At 33.5% G+C, this 18592-nt stretch carries 16 protein-coding genes and 2 tRNA genes; 12 read left to right on the plus strand and 6 right to left on the minus strand.

Annotated elements, in window-relative coordinates; translation table 11 throughout:
• A complete protein-coding gene (locus tag ACRHNM_RS00630) occupies nt 1-612 on the minus strand; it encodes a TetR/AcrR family transcriptional regulator (protein ID WP_431132619.1) in 612 nt (203 codons plus the stop codon).
• 124 nt (nt 613-736) lie between these two features.
• Here ACRHNM_RS00630 and ACRHNM_RS00635 point away from each other — a divergent pair, with 124 nt between their 5' ends.
• The gene (locus ACRHNM_RS00635; RefSeq protein WP_431132621.1) at nt 737-1711 is read left to right on the plus strand and encodes a polyprenyl synthetase family protein; all 975 of its coding nucleotides are present in this window, start codon (nt 737-739) and stop codon (nt 1709-1711) included.
• Complete coding sequence (locus ACRHNM_RS00640) at nt 1711-2061, plus strand: hypothetical protein (protein ID WP_431132623.1); 351 nt, start codon at nt 1711-1713, stop codon at nt 2059-2061. Before ACRHNM_RS00635 ends, ACRHNM_RS00640 begins: the two co-directional genes overlap by 1 nt.
• Here ACRHNM_RS00640 and ACRHNM_RS00645 read toward each other — a convergent pair.
• Nucleotides 2058-2585 carry an alpha-ketoglutarate decarboxylase gene (locus ACRHNM_RS00645; protein ID WP_431132625.1) on the minus strand — a complete coding sequence of 176 codons (528 nt, stop codon included), beginning with the start codon at nt 2583-2585 and terminating at the stop codon, nt 2058-2060. The genes ACRHNM_RS00640 and ACRHNM_RS00645 overlap by 4 nt on opposite strands.
• A 115-nt stretch (nt 2586-2700) precedes the next feature.
• Here ACRHNM_RS00645 and ACRHNM_RS00650 point away from each other — a divergent pair, with 115 nt between their 5' ends.
• Nucleotides 2701-5457, plus strand: a complete 2757-nt coding sequence (locus ACRHNM_RS00650) for a 2-oxoglutarate dehydrogenase E1 component (RefSeq protein ID WP_431132627.1) — start codon at nt 2701-2703, stop codon at nt 5455-5457.
• 66 nt (nt 5458-5523) lie between these two features.
• Nucleotides 5524-6804, plus strand: coding sequence for a 2-oxoglutarate dehydrogenase complex dihydrolipoyllysine-residue succinyltransferase (gene odhB, locus ACRHNM_RS00655; protein WP_431132629.1), 1281 nt, complete (start codon nt 5524-5526; stop codon nt 6802-6804).
• A 708-nt stretch (nt 6805-7512) separates the two neighbouring features.
• Here odhB and ACRHNM_RS00660 read toward each other — a convergent pair.
• Together ACRHNM_RS00660 and ACRHNM_RS00665 are read right to left on the minus strand one after the other, a co-directional pair.
• Nucleotides 7513-8145, minus strand: coding sequence for a response regulator (locus ACRHNM_RS00660; RefSeq protein ID WP_431132630.1), 633 nt, complete (start codon nt 8143-8145; stop codon nt 7513-7515).
• A 41-nt stretch (nt 8146-8186) separates the two neighbouring features.
• On the minus strand, nt 8187-8627 hold the full coding sequence (locus ACRHNM_RS00665) for a retropepsin-like aspartic protease (RefSeq protein WP_431132632.1): 441 nt from the start codon (nt 8625-8627) through the stop codon (nt 8187-8189).
• A 51-nt stretch (nt 8628-8678) separates the two neighbouring features.
• On the opposite strand from ACRHNM_RS00665, the gene ACRHNM_RS00670 reads away from it, so the two are divergent.
• From ACRHNM_RS00670 to ACRHNM_RS00690, 5 genes are all read left to right on the plus strand, one after another.
• Complete coding sequence (locus ACRHNM_RS00670) at nt 8679-9446, plus strand: TatD family hydrolase (RefSeq protein ID WP_431132634.1); 768 nt, start codon at nt 8679-8681, stop codon at nt 9444-9446.
• Nucleotides 9447-9448: 2 nt separating this feature from the next.
• Entirely contained in the window at nt 9449-10480 is a 1032-nt protein-coding gene (locus ACRHNM_RS00675) for an asparaginase (protein WP_431132636.1), read from the plus strand.
• Nucleotides 10481-10545: 65 nt separating this feature from the next.
• Nucleotides 10546-10633: transfer RNA gene (locus ACRHNM_RS00680), tRNA-Ser, on the plus strand.
• 235 nt (nt 10634-10868) lie between these two features.
• Nucleotides 10869-12137, plus strand: a complete 1269-nt coding sequence (locus ACRHNM_RS00685; protein ID WP_431132638.1) for a Y-family DNA polymerase — start codon at nt 10869-10871, stop codon at nt 12135-12137.
• Entirely contained in the window at nt 12128-12577 is a 450-nt protein-coding gene (locus ACRHNM_RS00690; RefSeq protein ID WP_431132639.1) for a LexA family protein, read from the plus strand. Before ACRHNM_RS00685 ends, ACRHNM_RS00690 begins: the two co-directional genes overlap by 10 nt.
• Before the next feature lie 40 nt (nt 12578-12617).
• Here ACRHNM_RS00690 and ACRHNM_RS00695 read toward each other — a convergent pair.
• A tRNA-Leu gene (locus ACRHNM_RS00695) sits at nt 12618-12699 on the minus strand.
• A 145-nt stretch (nt 12700-12844) separates the two neighbouring features.
• Here ACRHNM_RS00695 and ACRHNM_RS00700 point away from each other — a divergent pair.
• The 3 genes from ACRHNM_RS00700 (at nt 12845) to pth (ending at nt 15177) form a co-directional block, all read left to right on the plus strand.
• The gene (locus ACRHNM_RS00700) at nt 12845-13786 is read left to right on the plus strand and encodes a ribose-phosphate pyrophosphokinase (protein ID WP_431132641.1); all 942 of its coding nucleotides are present in this window, start codon (nt 12845-12847) and stop codon (nt 13784-13786) included.
• Nucleotides 13787-13810: 24 nt separating this feature from the next.
• Nucleotides 13811-14464: a 50S ribosomal protein L25/general stress protein Ctc gene (locus ACRHNM_RS00705; protein ID WP_431132643.1), complete on the plus strand. Its 654-nt coding sequence runs from the start codon at nt 13811-13813 to the stop codon at nt 14462-14464.
• Nucleotides 14465-14610: 146 nt separating this feature from the next.
• Nucleotides 14611-15177, plus strand: a complete 567-nt coding sequence (gene pth / locus ACRHNM_RS00710; protein ID WP_431132645.1) for an aminoacyl-tRNA hydrolase — start codon at nt 14611-14613, stop codon at nt 15175-15177.
• Between the two features lie 52 nt (nt 15178-15229).
• Here the strand turns inward: pth and ACRHNM_RS00715 are convergent, their stop codons facing one another.
• Nucleotides 15230-18565 carry a reprolysin-like metallopeptidase gene (locus tag ACRHNM_RS00715; protein ID WP_431132647.1) on the minus strand — a complete coding sequence of 1112 codons (3336 nt, stop codon included), beginning with the start codon at nt 18563-18565 and terminating at the stop codon, nt 15230-15232.
• Nucleotides 18566-18592: the final 27 nt, after the last annotated feature.

Consider the following 18592-nt stretch of genomic DNA (forward strand, 5'->3'; position numbering starts at 1 on the left):
TTATTTATTAATTTGATTGATTTTTAATAATTTAGTTAAAGTTTCCAAGCCTTTAGATGTGCAAATACCTCTTAAATGATACTCGATGTAATATTCCATCAATGAGTTCATAGAAAACGATTTTAAAGGAAATAAATCTTGATCTTTTAAAGCCACCATACCATTAAAATAGAGTCTGGAAATAAAATCAACATTTATGTTATCTCTATAAAGTTCTAGTTTTATTCCTCGGTTTAAATTTTCTGTAACGCAGTTTTGCATCACATCAAATTGTTTTGTCTTTAAGGTTGCAAAGATTTTAGGATAATACTTTTGCAACTGGTATTGTGGAGAAGATTTTTCGTTTTTTAAATGCTCCATCACAAACTGTTTGATATCAAAAATTTCCTCAATAGGATTCTTTTTCAACTGACTTATACAGTCAATTCCACAAGAAATAGTTTCGAACATGTGCAACGTTGTTGCCTCTACCAATTTCGTTTTATTAGGAAAATGCACATATATGGTTTTCTTAGAAATACCCAATTCATTGGCTAAATCATCCATTGTAACACTCTTAAAACCAAAGTTTAAAAAGAGTTCTTCCGACTTATTTATAATTTTATCTCTCATAATTTGAGTGCAAAGCTACAATAGGAAACTTTAAAAACAAAAAAAGTTTCCTTGGTTTTATTCTTTTTTTAACATATAGTTAAAGTGTGATTGTAGATTTATGCATTTACATTATTTTTGTGCAATGCAGAATATTCAATCTTATCATGAGGCATTTTTAAATCACCTCAACACTTTTATAACACCTAAGGAGCCTACTTCACTTTACAATCCTATTCATTATATCATACAACTTGGAGGAAAGCGTTTGCGTCCGGTTTTAACTTTAATGACAGCAGAAATTTTTGGTTGTAATTATAAACTGGCACTTGATGCTGCTTTGAGTGTAGAAGTCTTTCATAATTTTTCATTAGTTCATGACGATATCATGGATGATGCTCCTTTACGTCGTGGAAAAGAAACGGTTCACGAAAAATGGGATCTTAATACCGGAATTCTTTCTGGTGACGCCATGCTTATTATGGCTTATCAGCTATTTGAAAATTATGAACCAAAAATTTTTCAAGATTTAGCAAAACTATTTAGCAAAACAGCATTAGAAGTTTGTGAAGGGCAACAATATGATGTTGATTTTGAAACTCGTGAAGATGTGACTATTCCAGAATATCTAAAAATGATTGAATACAAAACTGCTGTTTTGGTTGGTGCTGCTATGAAAATGGGAGCTATTGTTGCTAATGCTTCGGAAAGTTGTCAAAATTCAATTTACGAGTTTGGTAAAAATCTGGGAATTGCTTTTCAGTTGCAAGACGATTATTTAGATGCTTTTGGCAATCCTGAAACCTTTGGAAAACAAGTTGGTGGTGATATTATTGAAAATAAAAAAACATTCTTATATTTAAAAGGATTAGAGTTTTCGAGCGCTGATGATAAACGTCAATTAGAGCATTTATACAGTGTAAATCCATCAGATCCTACTGATAAAATAGATGCTGTAAAACAATTTTTTATATCCAGTGGTTCTTCAGAAGCCACAAAAAAGGAAATTGAAAATTATACAAATAAAGCTTTTTCAGTATTGAATAGTGTAAAGATTTCCGAAGAGCATAAAAATGCACTAAGAGCATTTGGAAACGACTTAATGACCAGAAATGTCTAATGCAACTACCACAAACCTTTGAAAATTTAATTTCTGAAGCCGAACGTTTAGAACTGTATTCAAAACTGATACAACAAATCAACAAAGATTTTTTACTTGCTAATATCAACCTTGATTTTGAAGAAGACATTCTTCCATCAAGTTTAAAATACCTACTGCATGAAGTCGTCTTTAAACTCATTCAAGAGAAATTTGCCGACTATTTGAATCTATTATATATCATTGATGTTTCAGAAGAAAAAATAAAGCAATTAGATGGGAGTGACACACTCCAACTGTCTGAAAATGTCACCTTTTTAATTCTTCAACGTGAATGGCAAAAAGTTTGGTTTCGTCATAAGTATTCTTAAAAAAACACTCTTACAAACGGAATGAATGGATCTGCATAAATACTTTTATCTTTATTGTAAAGTAAATCATAGCGTATTCCGAAAGTCACATTTCTGCTACCATAACCTAATCCCATAAACAACGCTGGATACCAATAATTATCATCTTCAAATATTGGGTCATCAAACTTTCGATTTACATTAAGTTGTTCAAACTCTGCAGATACCTGTAGTTCTCTTACAGGATTAAATAATCCGATAACACTTGCTCCAAAAACAGTAGATTTAAAAAAATTGTCCTGCTTATTATATGTGGCATTTAATCCTAGTCCAACCGCAAATTTTGTATTGAACTCATAGATTCCGCTTGGTGCAATTGTTCCGCTAAAAAAGCCATCACCAAAACTGAGACCTAGACCACCTCCAAAACGCACATGGTTCCAGAAATCACTTGCATTATTTTGATTTTGAGAAAAGGATAATGAGGAGCAAATCATAAAAATAACAAGGTAAGTTTTACAATTGAAAAGAGGTGAAAAATTCATTATCTAAAATTTGAGTTAAATTACATCTATAAATATACCAAAAACACACCTATTTTTAGTAAATGTTGTATTTTTGAATAAATTTTGTTGAAGCGAAAACGACTTATACCAAATAATGGATAAATATTCCTTTCTAAACGCAGCGCACACAGCATACTTTGCTGATTTATACGAACAATACCAAAAACATCCTGATTCTATTGAACCAAGCTGGAGAGCTTTTTTTCAAGGTTATGACTTCGGAAGTGAAAGTTATGGAATGGATGGTGAAATTGCAGAAGGTGTTACGACTCAAATTCCTGAACATGTTCAAAAAGAATTCCAAGTCGTTAAGCTTATCGATGGTTATAGAAACAGAGGCCATTTATTTACAAAAACCAATCCTGTTCGCGAACGAAGGAAATATGCACCAACGTTAGAAATTGAAAATTTCGGACTCTCACAAAGTGATATGAATACCGTTTTCTCTGCAGGTGAAATTTTGGGTATTGGAAAGGCATCACTCAAAAATATAGTTGATCACTTAGAAAAAATCTACTGTGAATCAATTGGTGTTGAATATATGTATATAAGAAAACCTGAAGAAATTCAGTGGATTCAAAACAAGTTAAATATTAAAGACAATCAGCCTCAATTTACTGCTGATGAAAAAAAATACATCCTCAAAAAATTAAATGAAGCTGTTTCTTTCGAAAGCTTTTTACACACAAAGTATGTTGGTCAAAAACGTTTTTCATTAGAGGGAAATGAATCTTTAATACCTGCTTTGGATTCGCTTATTGAAAGTGCCGCAAATCACGGTGTTAAAGAATTTGTAATGGGAATGGCACATCGTGGCCGTTTAAGTACATTAACCAATATTTTTGGCAAATCTGCAAAAGACATTTTTAGCGAGTTTGATGGTAAAGATTACGAGCAAGAAGTATTTGATGGAGATGTAAAATATCATTTAGGATGGACTAGCAATCGTGTAACTGATGGTGGAAAACAAATTAATTTAAACATTGCACCTAACCCTTCGCATTTAGAAACAGTTGGTGCTGTTGTTGAAGGCATAGCCAGAGCTAAACAAGACGACAAATACAGTGAAGACCCTTCACAGGTTTTACCAATTGTAGTACATGGTGATGCTGCTATTTCTGGTCAAGGCTTAGTTTATGAAGTTGTTCAAATGGCACAGTTAGAGGGTTACAAAACGAATGGAACCATTCATATCGTAGTGAACAATCAAATTGGATTCACAACCAATTATCTCGATGGACGCTCAAGTACCTATTGTACAGATGTTGGCAAAGTGACACTCTCTCCTGTAATGCATGTAAATGCAGATGATGCCGAAGCTGTTGTTCATGCCATGTTATTTGCACTTCATTTTAGAATGAAATTTAAACGCGATGTGTTTATCGATTTATTAGGTTACAGAAAATATGGTCATAACGAAGGTGACGAACCTCGTTTTACACAACCTAAACTTTATAAAGCCATTTCTAAGCATCAAAATCCTAGAGACATTTATGCAGCCAAATTAATTGCTGAAGGCGTTATTGACAATGGTTATGTTGCAGAATTAGAAAAAGAGTACAAAGACAAACTTGAAGTTAAATTAGAAGATTCAAGAAAAATAGATAAAACAGTCATCACACCATTTATGGAAGATGAATGGACAAACTATCATACGGTTGTTGAAGATAAAATGATGCAACCCATTGATACCACTTTCTCTAAAGAAGGCTTAGCTAAAATCACAAAAGTAATTTCAAATTTACCTGAAGATAAAAAATTCATACGTAAAATAGAACGCCTCGTACAATCGCGTCAAACCATGTTTGATGAAGATAAATTAGATTGGGCCATGGCAGAGCATTTAGCCTATGGGACATTACTAGAAGAAGGTTATGACGTTCGTATTTCTGGACAAGACGTAGAACGAGGCACATTTTCTCACAGACATGCTGTGGTAAAAGTTGAAGATAGTGAAGAAGAAATATTATTACTTAATCAAATTAGTGACAAACAAGGCAAATTCTTTATTTACAATTCCCTGTTATCTGAATATGGTGTTGTAGGTTTTGATTATGGCTATGCCATGGCAAGTCCAAAAACACTAGTCATCTGGGAAGCACAATTTGGAGATTTCAGTAATGGTGCACAAATTATGCTGGACCAATATATTTCTGCCGCAGAAGATAAATGGAAACTTCAAAATGGATTAGTGATGTTGCTGCCTCATGGTTATGAAGGCCAAGGTGCGGAACACTCTTCTGGTCGTATGGAACGTTATCTACAATTATGTGCAAAAGATAATATGTTTGTCATGGATTGTACAACACCAGCAAATATGTATCATTTGTTACGTAAGCAAATGAAGGCAGAGTTTAGAAAACCATTAATTGTATTTACACCTAAAAGTTTATTACGTCATCCTTTAGTAGTGTCTTCTGTAGATGAATTTGCCAACGGAAGTTTCCAAATGGTTATTGACGATAATACAGTAAAAGTCGATAACGTTAAAACCTTGGTTTTTGTTACTGGTAAATTCTATTATGATTTATTAGAACAACGAGAAGAACTTAAAAGAGATGATGTTGCTCTGGTAAGAGTTGAACAATTATTTCCATTACCAGAACAACAAATCAAAGATGCCATTGCAAAATACAAAAATGCAGATGATATTGTTTGGGCTCAAGAAGAACCTAGAAACATGGGAGCTTACAGCCATATGTTAATGCATTTAGAAGAAGCAAAATCATTTAGAGCTGCGACACGAAGACCTTATGGAGCACCTGCTGCAGGTAGTAGTGTACGTTCTAAAAAACGCCATCAAGAAGTTATTAATTACGTATTTGATAAATCCAAAAACAACCAACGTTAGAGTATTAAATTCCTTTATTTGGAATTAAAAAAACATATAAACGCTTAAAAATAAAATTACAGAACGATGATTTTAGAAATGAAAGTTCCTTCTCCAGGAGAATCAATCACAGAAGTAGAAATTGCAGAATGGCTAGTCTCAGATGGTGATTATGTTGAAAAAGATCAAGCTATTGCTGAAGTAGATAGTGATAAAGCAACTTTAGAACTGCCAGCAGAAGCAAGTGGAACGATTACACTTAAAGCCGAAGAAGGTGATGCTGTTGAAGTTGGAGCTGTGGTCTGCTTAATAGATACTGCCGCAGAAAAACCGAGTGGAGATGCTGCAAAAGATACACCTGAAACTTACAAAGGTGGTGGTGATGAAGGAGGTGCCAATAAAGCGGAAACTAAAGAATTAATGAAAGATTTGGATTCTGGAAAAGAAAAATCAAATCATGAAAAAGCACCAAATCCAGCGAATAAAACTTACGCTTCAGGAGTAGCCAGTCCTGCAGCCAAAAAAGTACTTGCTGAAAAAGGAATTGATGCATCTACTGTTTCAGGAACCGGAAAAGATGGTCGTATCACTAAAGATGATGCTGTAAATGCTGTACCATCTATGGGAACTCCAACTGGAGGAAATCGAGGAACATCTAGAAGCAAAATGTCTATGTTAAGACGTAAAGTTGCTGAGCGTTTAGTAGAAGCTAAAAATACAACAGCCATGTTAACAACGTTTAACGAAGTTGATATGTCTCCTATTTTTGAATTGCGAAATCAATACAAAGAAGACTTTAAAGCAAAGCATGGTGTAGGACTTGGGTTTATGAGTTTCTTTACATTAGCTGTGGTTCGTGCCTTAAAGATGTATCCAGCAGTAAACTCAATGATTGACGGAAAAGAAATGCTAAGCTATGATTTCTGTGATATTAGTATCGCTGTCTCAGGACCAAAAGGGTTGATGGTTCCTGTGATTAGAAATGCAGAAAATTTAAGTTTTAGAGGTGTTGAAGCTGAAGTAAAACGTTTGGCTATTCGTGCTCGTGACGGACAAATTACTGTTGATGAAATGACAGGAGGAACCTTTACCATTTCCAATGGAGGTGTTTTTGGAAGTATGTTATCTACACCTATTATTAATCCGCCTCAAAGTGGAATTTTAGGAATGCACAACATCGTTGAAAGACCAGTTGCCATAGATGGTAAAGTAGAAATCAGACCAATTATGTATGTTGCATTATCTTATGACCACAGAATAATTGATGGAAAAGAATCTGTAGGATTCTTAGTTGCTGTTAAAGAGGCTCTGGAAAATCCAACAGAATTATTAATGAATAACAACATTAAAAAGGCTTTAGAAATGTAATCCTTTTTACATATTCAGTTTAAATAAAAAAGCGCATTCCGAAGATTTGGATTGCGCTTTTTCCCCTAATAAAAATAACTAACTAATAACTAAAAAAAATTAACAAGAATATTTACCGTAATGATTACAACAGCACTCACAATTAAGCCTGTTATAAATAGTTTATTGATTAGACTTGTTTTGTGTTTCATTGTATCCATTTTATTGTCATTTTAAATTGTTTTTTTTGATAAAGTCCTGGGATGAAACACCCCAGAACTTTACACCCTAAAACTAATTATCTTGTTAATTAAGATTAATTAGTTGCTATTCATAATCCCTATATAAATAACATACTGTAAAACTCGGTAATTAATCAACGTGGCACAATACGTAGAACTACGTATAAAGCACTGTTTTTTTTGTAACTGTCTGTTTAACAGGTTTTTGGAAAATGTTAAAATTTAAAATTTTATAAAAAAAGCTCTGAAATCTTAAAACTTCAGAGCTTTAATCCTTTATTTCAAAAGGACAATTGATTAATAGCATTACAAACTTCGGTATTAAATTAATGCAACGCAATACGTAGTTCTACGTATATTTTACTTTTTTTCAATAAAAAAACCTTGAATCAATGACAATTCAAGGCTTTTCGTAAAATAACTCTCCCTAAAGAATTAATAGCATTACAAACTTCGCCATTAATGCTATACCAAACAATACGTAGAACTACGTATATTTTGATAAATATTCTTCTTGCTCTTTTGCATAAATCGCTATACTATTTGAATTAGAAGATAACTTCAATTTAGACCTGATATGGCTTTTGTGTTTTTCAATAGTTCTATTTGAACAGCCTATAATATCTCCAATCTCTTTGGCTGTTTTATTTTTAGCAGTAAGCTGCAACACTCGTATTTCGGTCTCAGTAAGCGTTTTGAGCGCCTCAGGCATCTGTTTGATTTCTAAATACTCAATAAGTTCTGGACTAAAATAGGATTTCTCCAGTAGCACATTTGAAATGCAATGCTCGACTTCTTCAATTGCAAATTCCTTTAATATATAACCATAAATACCAAGGGTTTTGGCTTCATTGTAAATTTCTTCACTTTTTTCAAAAGTGATGATAATAATTTTTGTGGTAAGACCTGCTTCCTTACACTTTTTAGCGACCTGTAAACCTGTAAGATAAGGCATTTGTATGTCCAAAATAGCTATTTCTGGTTGGTGTGCTTTAATAAGTGTAAACGCTTCCTTTCCGTTTTTTGCACTGGCAATGACCTTATATTCTTTTTCAATGAGAAAATCTTTAAGCCCTTTTAGAATTAGTGGATGGTCATCTGCGATGATTATTGTAGGCATTTGCTATTAATTGAGGGATTTTTATAAAGATAAATAAAATCTTACAACTTTAGATATAAATATTTTTTTTCATAGTCAATCACTGCCTTACCTTTTTTAAGCACATCTGCTCCAATAATTCCGTCAACAGGTTTAGAGTTATGGTTAATTAATGCTGTATTTACATGAGTTAAATTAAACAAGATGAGCGCAACTTTGTCTTTTTTCCATTTTCCTATCTTTAATTTATTCCGTTTAGATATTTGAGTCAACATATCTGTAGCTCCTGCTCCTGCTGCTCTAACCTCACTATCTTTTGCCTTAAGCTTAAAGGTTTCTATAGCTTCAAAACCAACACAAGAACTAGATGCGCCAGTATCTAAAATAAACAAGCCTTTTTGTCCGTTAATTTTGGCTATAATTTCAAAATGGTTGGTCTTTGTTAAATGCAACTTTATCTTCGTATAACCTTTATTTAAAAGGAATTCTTTTAAGGTTTCCATATCATTTACTTTTTTACAAATATAGTCTTATAAAACATTTATTTTTGCAACATGACAATTACAGACACACACACGCACTTATATAGTGATGCATTTAATGAAGATAGAAAAGAGATGATTCAGCGTGCTTTGAACGCAAATGTTTCCCGCTTTTTTATTCCTGCCATAGACTCTAGTCATACTAAATCAATGCTTCAACTTGAAACGGATTACCCAGATCATATATTTTTAATGATGGGTTTACATCCAACCTCTGTAAAAGATAATTATAAAGAGGAATTACAACATGTTGAAGACATGCTCGCCAAACGTCAATTCTATGCTATTGGCGAAATTGGTATTGATTTGTATTGGGATACTTCAACGTTAGACATACAGAAAAAAGCATTCAAACATCAAATACAATTAGCTAAACGGTATGAGTTACCAATTGTAATTCATTGTAGAGAGGCTTTCGATGAAATTTTTGATGTCTTAGAAACTGAAAAAGATGATAAGCTTTTCGGAATTTTTCATTGTTTTACAGGTACTTTAGAGCAGGCTGATAAAGCTATTTCTTATAATATGAAATTAGGAATTGGTGGTGTAGTAACATTCAAGAATGGAAAAATAGATCAGTTTTTAAATCAGATTGATTTGAAACATATTGTTTTAGAAACTGATTCGCCTTATCTCGCACCAAAACCATATCGAGGGAAACGTAACGAAAGTTCATACATCATAAAGGTTTTAGAAAAATTGTCTGAGATTTATCAAGTTTCCGAAGAAAAAATTGCCGAAATTACAACTCAGAATTCAAAAGAAATTTTTAATATTTAATCATGTCACAATCACAACCTAATATTTTATTGATTTATACAGGTGGTACCATTGGTATGATTAAAGATCCTGATACTGGAGCTCTCAAATCTTTTGATTTTGAAAATTTACTTGATCGTATTCCTGAATTGAAACTCCTAGATTGCGATATTAGCACCATTTCTTTTGATGACCCAATTGATTCCAGCAACATGCATCCCGATTACTGGGTTCAAATTGCAGAAATAATAGAAAAAGAATACCAGACGTTTGATGGGTTTGTCGTTTTACACGGAAGTGATACGATGAGTTATTCGGCTTCTGCTTTGAGTTTCATGTTCGAAAATTTAGCAAAACCTATCATTTTTACAGGCTCACAATTGCCTATTGGTGATTTGCGAACAGATGCCAAAGAAAACCTAATCACATCCATTCAAATGGCATCGCTTCAAAAAAATGGCAAAGCTGTAATTCGGGAAGTCGGACTTTATTTTGAATATAAGTTATACAGAGGCAATCGTACCACCAAAATTAATGCAGAACATTTTGAAGCTTTTGAATCCTTAAATTATCCACATTTAGCAGAATCTGGTGTGCATTTAAATGTTTCAGAAGACGCCTTATTAAAACCTAACATAAGAAAAAAGATGGTGGTGCATAAAACCTTCAATACTAATATTGCTTTAATAAAACTATTTCCTGGAATTTCTGAACCTATCTTAAAAAGCATCTTAACCACTGCAGACTTAAAAGGTGTTATTTTAGAAACTTATGGTGCAGGAAACACAACCACACGACAATGGTTTATAGACTTGTTGAAACAAACAATAAAAAAAGGTATCCCAATTATAAATGTAACGCAATGTTCTGGCGGAAGTGTGATAATGGGACAATATGAAACCAGCTCTCAACTAAAACAAATAGGATTAATTTCTGGAAAAGACATCACTACTGAAGCTGCATTGACCAAATTAATGTTCATGTTAGGTGAAGCCATTTCTATGAAAACATTTAAAACTATTTTTGAAACGTCTTTACGTGGCGAAATGAGTTAATAAATTATAAATCAAATTTTACAGTTTCATAAATTTTATAGTTCTTTGCGCTCATTAAATTAAAAAGAGAGGTGGCCGAGTGGTCGAAGGCGCACGCCTGGAAAGTGTGTAAACGTCAAAAGCGTTTCGAGGGTTCGAATCCCTTCCTCTCTGCGAATAGAACAAAAAAATTGAGAAATTTATCGAAGTTTACTTCAGGAAATTTATTGAGTTTTTTGGTTGCAAACGAATGTTTGCTGTTGCCTCATTACCAGCATAACCTTTATGAGATGGACGTAGTCAATCCCCAATGTGTTGAAGTTAAAATTCACATAACTAGTCTGAATTTTAACATTCTCTTCTCAAAAAAACAGAATTAAAACTAAAAGTTTTATCCTATCTTTATATCATGTTCGCACTCGTTGATTGTAATAATTTTTATGCTTCATGTGAACGCGTTTTTCAACCACAATATAACAACAAACCTGTTGCCATTTTATCTAATAATGATGGTTGTGTGATTTCGCGTAGTGATGAAGCCAAAGCTTTGGGTTTGCCAATGGGAGCTCCTGCATTCAAATATGAAGCATTTTTTAAAGCACATCATATTCGAGTATTTTCATCAAACTACCCCTTGTATGGTGATATGAGTAGTCGTGTAATGTCTATTTTAGAACAATTCACTCCAGACGTAGAAGTCTATAGTATTGATGAAGCATTTTTACAGTTTAAGGGTTTTGATAATTATGATTTTAATGATTATGGCCTTCAGATTAGACAGCGCGTTTTAAAATGGACAGGCATTCCTACATGTGTCGGTATTGCTCCAACTAAAGCCTTATCTAAAGTTGCCAATAAAATTGCCCGAAAGTTTCCAAAACACACCAATGGTGTATATGTTATAGATTCTGAAGACAAACGCATAAAAGCTTTAAAATGGATAAAAATAGAATCGGTTTGGGGTATTGGTCGTGGTTTACAGAAACGATTAAAATCAAGACACTGTGTCAACGCTTATGATTTTACACAGCTCAGCGATGAATGGGTAAGAACCAATATGGCTGTTGTGGGTTTGCGTTTAAAAAAAGAATTATTAGGTATTCCTACTTTAGCGTTAGAAGAACCTATAAAACAAAAAAAGGCGATTGCTACAACACGTAGTTTTGAATATACCTATTCTGATCTTGATAATTTAAAAGAGCGTATTTCTACATTTGCTACCAGTTGTGCTGAAAAACTACGCAAGCAACATTCATGTTGTAATATGGTTTATGTATTTATAAAAAATAATAAACACAACAAAATAGGGGAACGTTATGAGTCTATAAGTACAATTATAAATTTACCATATCCAACAGACTCAAGTTTAATTATTAGTAAATATGCTACTGAAGCCTTAAACGAAATTTATAAAAAAGGCTTACATTACAAAAAAGCTGGTATCATACTAATGGGTTTAGTACCAAAAAACGAGCGGCAACTCAACTTGTTTACAACTGAAAACCCAAAACACAAGCCATTGATGGAAACCATTGATCGCATTAATAAAAAATACGAATCACATAAAATAAAATTAGGTAATCAAGATTTAAAACGTACATGGAAAATGCGACAAGAACGGTTATCTCCAAAATACACCACCAATATTAACGAAATCCTTACTGTAAAATGTCTTTAAAATTCTTAACTCCCAAAAATGCACTTGAGTTTTATACTCCAGACGACACCCAATCTTTAGAAATTGTTTTAGCCCAAACAGGTATTTCAGCTGGTTTCCCCTCTCCTGCAGACGATTTTAAAGAATATAAAATTAGTTTAGACAAAACCTTAGTTAGAAACAAAGAAGCTACATTTTATGCTCGAGTCAGCGGACAATCAATGATTGGAGCAGGATTAGACGATGGTGATTTACTGGTCGTTGATAAAAGCTTAGAGCCTTCACATAATAAAATTGCGGTCTGTTTTATTGATGGTGAATTTACCGTAAAACGTCTAAAAGTTACTTCTGAAGGTGTCTATCTACAACCTGAAAACCCAGTGTACGATCCTATTTTAGTTACAGAACATAGTGATTTTCAAATTTGGGGTATTGTGACACATGTGATTAAGAGGATGTGAAACAAAAAACCTTCAACCGTTTTGGTTGAAGGTTCTAAAGTACTCAAGGTGGGAATCGAACCCACACTTCCGAAGAAACTGGATTTTGAATCCAGCGCGTCTACCAATTCCGCCACTTGAGCTATTTCGGACTGCAAAATTATAAAATAATTTATTACAATCCATTAAAAATAGTAGCTTTTATGCTTTTGCAGTCCAAATAAATTCCTAAATTTGCACCTCGTTAAAAGTAAGCGGTTTAAATCATTATCAAACAAACAATTAGATATGCCTAATTTAGCAACAGAAGCAAAAATCTTTGCTTGTAACCAAAGTAAAGAACTCGCAGAAAAAATTGCAGTTTCTTTTGGTGTGCCTTTAGGTAATGTTATCACGTCTACTTACAGCGATGGTGAATTTCAACCATCTTACGAAGAATCTATTAGAGGTACTCGTGTCTTTATTATAGGTTCTACACATCCAGGTCCTGAAAATTTAATGGAAATGCTTTTGATGATTGATGCAGCAAAACGTGCTTCTGCAAGACACATTACAGCGGTTCTACCATATTTTGGATGGGCTAGGCAAGACAGAAAAGATAAACCGAGAGTTCCTATAGCAGCAAAATTAGTTGCAAAAATGCTTGAAGCAGCTGGAGCAACTCGTATTATTACAATGGATTTACATGCAGACCAAATTCAAGGTTTTTTCGAAAAGCCTGTAGATCACTTGTTTGCTTCAACTATATTTTTACCATACTTAAGAGAACTTAATTTAAGTAACTTAACAATTGCTTCTCCAGATATGGGAGGTTCTAAAAGAGCCTATGCCTATTCAAAAGCATTAGAAAGTGATGTTGTTATCTGTTATAAGCAACGTGCTAAAGCCAATGTTATTTCACATATGGAACTTATTGGTGATGTCACTGGAAAAAATGTAGTATTAGTTGATGATATGGTAGATACTGCTGGAACATTAACAAAAGCTGCCGATTTAATGATAGAAAAAGGAGCTCTTAGCGTTAGAGCAATTTGCACACATCCTATTTTATCTGGTGATGCTTACAAAAAGCTTGAAAACTCAAAATTAGAAGAATTAATTGTTACTGATTCAATTCCTTTAAAACAACAACATTCTAAAATTAGAGTTTTAAGTTGTGCAGAACTTTTTGCTAATGTCATGCATAATGTACATTACAACAAATCAATAAGTTCTCAATTTATAATGTAATTAATATTAATATAAACAAAAACAATGAAATCAATTACAATCAATGGATCTCAAAGAGAAAGCGTAGGCAAGAAAGCAACAAAAGCCTTACGTAATGCTGGTCAGGTTCCTTGCGTATTATACGGAGGAGACGAAACAGTGCATTTCTCAGCAGCTGAATTAGCGTTCTCAAAACTGGTATACACGCCTAATGCGCATACAGTTGTGATTGCCTTAGACAATGGTAATACGTATGATGCCGTATTACAAGACATTCAATTTCATCCTGTAACGGATAAAATCTTACACATAGACTTTTACCGTTTATTTGAAGATAAAGAAATTGCAATGGATATTCCTGTACATGTTATTGGAACATCTAGAGGTGTTTTAAATGGAGGTGTTCTTCGTAAAAACAGACGTAAATTAAGAGTGAAAGCTTTACCTAAAAATTTACCTGATTTCTTAGAAGCTGATATTACACCGTTAAAAATTGGAAGCAAATTGTACGTTACTGCTCTTGAAGGCGAAGGTTACAAGTTGTTACATACAGATAATACAGTTGTGGTTCAAATTAAAACAGCCAGAACTGCTATTCTTACTGAAGATGAAGACGAAGATGAACTTGAAGAAGGTGCAGAAGCAACTGCAGAAGGAGGAGAATCTCCAGCAGCAGAAGCAACTGAAACTCAAGAATAAAACTCACATATTCTTTATACACGAAAAGCATTCTAATATATTAGAATGCTTTTTTATTTTTACAAAAATTTTGTATTATCTGGACGCTTATAAAAAATCTATTTAAATGGAATTCGACAACTATAGATATCGAAGACACTAATTCTATGAAAAAATTTCTAATTGTTGGACTTGGTAATATTGGAGAACAATATGCAAATACGAGACATAATATAGGCTTCAAAGTTTTAGATGCCTTAGCAGAGAAAGAAGAGCTTAAATTTGAAACACAAAAATTGGGTGATATTACGACCTATAAGTTTAAAGGAAGAACTTTTATTCTATTAAAGCCAAGCACATACATGAATTTAAGCGGAAAAGCTGTGGTTTACTGGTTAACAAAAGAGAAAATACCATTAGACAACTTACTTATCGTAACCGATGATCTCAATCTTCCGTTTGGCAGTCTTCGACTAAAAACAAAAGGTAGCGACGGAGGACACAATGGGCTAAAAGACATTCAAAATAAACTTCAAACCACAAAATACAATAGATTTAGATTTGGTATTAGTAACCAATTTAATAAAGGCAGACAAGTTGATTATGTTTTAGGAGAATGGAGTGATGAGGAATCTGAACAATTAAAAGAACGACTAGATAAATCTATTGAGCTTATAAAATCTTTTGGAACTGCAGGTGTAAATAATACTATGAATACATTTAACGGAACATAAAAAGAGAGGCTTAAAAAAGCCTCTCTTTAATAAGTATCAAAACACATTTATTCTAATTAACTACTATTCGCTTCGTTATCTTTCTGTTTCCGTTTTCAACAGTAATAAGATACACACCAGATTGAGCGTTATTAAGATTTACTGTTTGATTAAAAGATGATGACCCCTTATATATATTATCAAAAATTCGTCTTCCTCTAATGTCAAAAACTGAAATATTCACATCTTCAGAATTAGAATTATTAATCTTAACATTAAACATTCCTTTATTCGGGTTTGGATAAATCACAACATCTGAAAGACTACCAATTTCATCTTCAACTGACAATGTTCCTTCAACACATAAATTAAGATCAAAACTATTAAATGTACCTCCATCAAAAAAAGCAGCGTCAACTATTGTTAATACCCAATCTCCACCAGAAGTTTCTCCATAAATGGTAGATAAATCACCTTCAGGAATAAAACTTCCTGTAAATGGAGGAGAAGCACCAGTTATTGAACCATCTGTTCCTTCTTGATCAAAAGTAGTATCAATTAAATTGTCTCCATTTCCTCCTTGACCCATGATTAAATCTACAACAGTACCTGACGGACTTGTAAGTGTAATATTTAAATCTTCAACATAACTATGGGTTATATTTAATGTAACATTTACATCTACAACCAAAAGATCTGAATCGACATTAATTGTTGAAATAATCGGATTAAAAGCAAAAGCAGGGATTACTTGCGGCACATTATCTAAAAAATCATTGCATATTACATTGGCAGTAGTAAAACTAAATACAGATGATACTGGAGCTGTATCACATAAATTAGAAGCCGTAACTCTCCAATAATACAATGTGCTAGTATTTAAATTACTAGCTGTGTAAGATGTTGTTTGAACAGTTTCGTTGTCTACAATATTTGTAAAGCCCATATCTGAAGCAATTTCTATAACGTAATCTTGAGCATTATCACTCCCTGTCCAAGTTAATTCCGCTTCTGCACTTTGGTCTATAGCACCATCAGCAGGTGATGCTAAAACAGCTGCATTAACTGAATCATTATAAACGTTCATTGTTAAATCTACGCTTTGAGTTATACCTCCTGAACTGCCTTCAAACACAAACGGATAACTTCCTACCGCTAAACCATCTATTCCATTTATAGTAATCGTTCCTGTTGTTCCATCGTTTATAGCAGATGTTGGATTTATAACGGCTGAAGCACCTGATGGTAGTCCTGAAACAGAAAAATTTGTAGTGCCATTAAACCCAAGAAAAGTGTTGTAGGTGAAGTTATAAACCAAACTATTAGGTTGGCAAACATCTAATTCTGTTGAATCAACAGTCATTACAAATTCAGATTCTTGGATAGTAAAATTTGAAGCATTAACAGCATAGAATATATTATTATGTCCTTCAACTATAATTCTTGCCATTGATGTATCACCATTTCCAGTAACTGGTACTGTTACATCGTATAAACCATCGTTTGGAACATCTGATGCTAAAGTAAACGGAAATGTTTGTCCTCCATCTACCGACAATAATATATTTACAGTAGGCGTATTTACATTTCCACTATCGGTTCCAGCTACATCCCAACTTATGGTTTGCATAGATCCTGCATCCCAAGTTTCATTTGAGTTTTGAGAGGTCACTAGAAAAGGTCCACTTGCATTGTCAACAGTAACTGTCATAGTATCAAAATCTGATTGAGGCGTCTGCCCAACTCCACCTGCTTCTGATCGATCTCTAACTGTTAAAGCAAAATTTAAATCTCTACCAACAGTCGATACGGTTTCCCAAGAGGTATTATTAGTAGTTATTCCTGGATTTGTTTCTGTAAGTTCTCCATCCAAAACACGTTCAAAAATTGGCATATATCTGTCTGGTGATGTACTAGGAGGTCTTGATCTCCAAAGTGCTCCACTTGTTTTTGTAGGTCCAAAATTATTAGTAGTTGTTGTACCACTGTCTATTTGTTCCCAACAATACGTTAGTGTATCTGTACCGTCAGGATCAGTAGCGTTTCCTTTTAAGACAAAGGCTGTTCCGTTAGGAATTGTATAATCAGTTCCTGCATTGGCTACTGGTGGACTATTAGTAATTGTCGTCGTCGTTGCACAATCATTTGGAGCTGAAGAGACATTAGTTAAAATTTGACTTATTGAATAATAATGAAAGTAAGGATCACTATGATTTTGAACGTTGTTTCCTCCAGTTATTCCAGCGTAACCCATTATGGTAGTCCCACTTCCAGGTTCAGCATTTACACCTGATCCTTCACTATTATGAGAAAACGTATGGTTTGCTCCCATTTGATGACCTACTTCATGTGGTACATAATCTATATCGAAAAAATCAGACATGTATGGTCCTCCGTCATTATCAACAAATAAATGAGCAGAAAATCCGCTACCTTTCCCACTTTCACAAACACAACCTATACAACCAGCATTTCCATTATTATCATCATAATGAAATAAATGCCCAATATCATAATCAGATTCACCAACTGTAGCTGTTAAATTACTCTGTAAATCTCCATTTAAGTTACCTCCATAGGGATCAGTCCCAGAATATACTAAATCTATGGCTGGGTCATCAACTGTATTAACCAATAGAAATGTAATTGCCATGTCAACTTCGAAAATTTCATTCATTCTGTTCAATGTTGATACCATTTGAGCCAAAGCGTCTTCCTGAGGTCCACCATTACCAGCAATGCCATCATTCCAAAAACCTGTGTATTGTGATGTTGTAGAAATTGCTATACGATAGGTTCTTAAAAGCTGGTCATTAGCGTCTCTGCTTAACGAAGGAGCTTCAGTTCTTGAAAGCACTTCTAAATCTTCGGTTAAGCACTCAAAGGTTTCAGAAGAATCAACAACAGCATTTTTGTTATAAACTAAATACTGACCATTAGATACTTTTGTCACAGGCTGGATATAAAATAAGGCTTTGCCTGGTTCAGAAATCATTGCTTTCAAGCCTAAAGGAGTAATACTAAATCGTATACGAGTTCCTGAACCATCTGTTCTAGATCCTAAATAGGTTTTGATGTTTGGATAGGTATTTGCCCCATTTTCTGAATAAAATATAGCGGTTTCAACAACATTATAAGCTTCAAACTCACCTTTAACATTGGGAAACTCTACAATTGTATTTGACTGTCCGTTAGATTCCTTTCTGTGTGGCGCATTAAGTAGTTGTTGTTTTAAATTATCGATGTTTAATTGAAATGTGCTATAGTTTTTTGAATCTAAATATTCTAATGTAACATCACCTGTTCCGTTTCTAAATTGAGAAATTTCCCAGGTCTTCTCTTGAGCGAACATCGAAAATGCAGTTAAAAAGAAGATGATAATTCTTGTTAAGTAAAGAGTAATTTTCATATAATTTTTTTTTAAAGATAGTACAAT

It is taken from the genome of Psychroserpens mesophilus (genome assembly GCF_050617655.1).
GTDB lineage: Bacteria > Bacteroidota > Bacteroidia > Flavobacteriales > Flavobacteriaceae > Psychroserpens > Psychroserpens mesophilus_A.

Coding starts and splice junctions, on each gene's coding strand:
- ACRHNM_RS00630 (WP_431132619.1), bottom strand. CDS start 612: ATGAGAGATAAAATTATAAATAAGTCGGAAGAACTCTTTTTAAACTTT.
- ACRHNM_RS00635 (WP_431132621.1), top strand. CDS start 737: ATGCAGAATATTCAATCTTATCATGAGGCATTTTTAAATCACCTCAAC.
- ACRHNM_RS00640 (WP_431132623.1), top strand. CDS start 1,711: ATGCAACTACCACAAACCTTTGAAAATTTAATTTCTGAAGCCGAACGT.
- ACRHNM_RS00645 (WP_431132625.1), bottom strand. CDS start 2,585: ATGAATTTTTCACCTCTTTTCAATTGTAAAACTTACCTTGTTATTTTT.
- ACRHNM_RS00650 (WP_431132627.1), top strand. CDS start 2,701: ATGGATAAATATTCCTTTCTAAACGCAGCGCACACAGCATACTTTGCT.
- odhB (WP_431132629.1), top strand. CDS start 5,524: ATGATTTTAGAAATGAAAGTTCCTTCTCCAGGAGAATCAATCACAGAA.
- ACRHNM_RS00660 (WP_431132630.1), bottom strand. CDS start 8,145: ATGCCTACAATAATCATCGCAGATGACCATCCACTAATTCTAAAAGGG.
- ACRHNM_RS00665 (WP_431132632.1), bottom strand. CDS start 8,627: ATGGAAACCTTAAAAGAATTCCTTTTAAATAAAGGTTATACGAAGATA.
- ACRHNM_RS00670 (WP_431132634.1), top strand. CDS start 8,679: ATGACAATTACAGACACACACACGCACTTATATAGTGATGCATTTAAT.
- ACRHNM_RS00675 (WP_431132636.1), top strand. CDS start 9,449: ATGTCACAATCACAACCTAATATTTTATTGATTTATACAGGTGGTACC.
- ACRHNM_RS00685 (WP_431132638.1), top strand. CDS start 10,869: ATGTTCGCACTCGTTGATTGTAATAATTTTTATGCTTCATGTGAACGC.
- ACRHNM_RS00690 (WP_431132639.1), top strand. CDS start 12,128: ATGTCTTTAAAATTCTTAACTCCCAAAAATGCACTTGAGTTTTATACT.
- ACRHNM_RS00700 (WP_431132641.1), top strand. CDS start 12,845: ATGCCTAATTTAGCAACAGAAGCAAAAATCTTTGCTTGTAACCAAAGT.
- ACRHNM_RS00705 (WP_431132643.1), top strand. CDS start 13,811: ATGAAATCAATTACAATCAATGGATCTCAAAGAGAAAGCGTAGGCAAG.
- pth (WP_431132645.1), top strand. CDS start 14,611: ATGAAAAAATTTCTAATTGTTGGACTTGGTAATATTGGAGAACAATAT.
- ACRHNM_RS00715 (WP_431132647.1), bottom strand. CDS start 18,565: ATGAAAATTACTCTTTACTTAACAAGAATTATCATCTTCTTTTTAACT.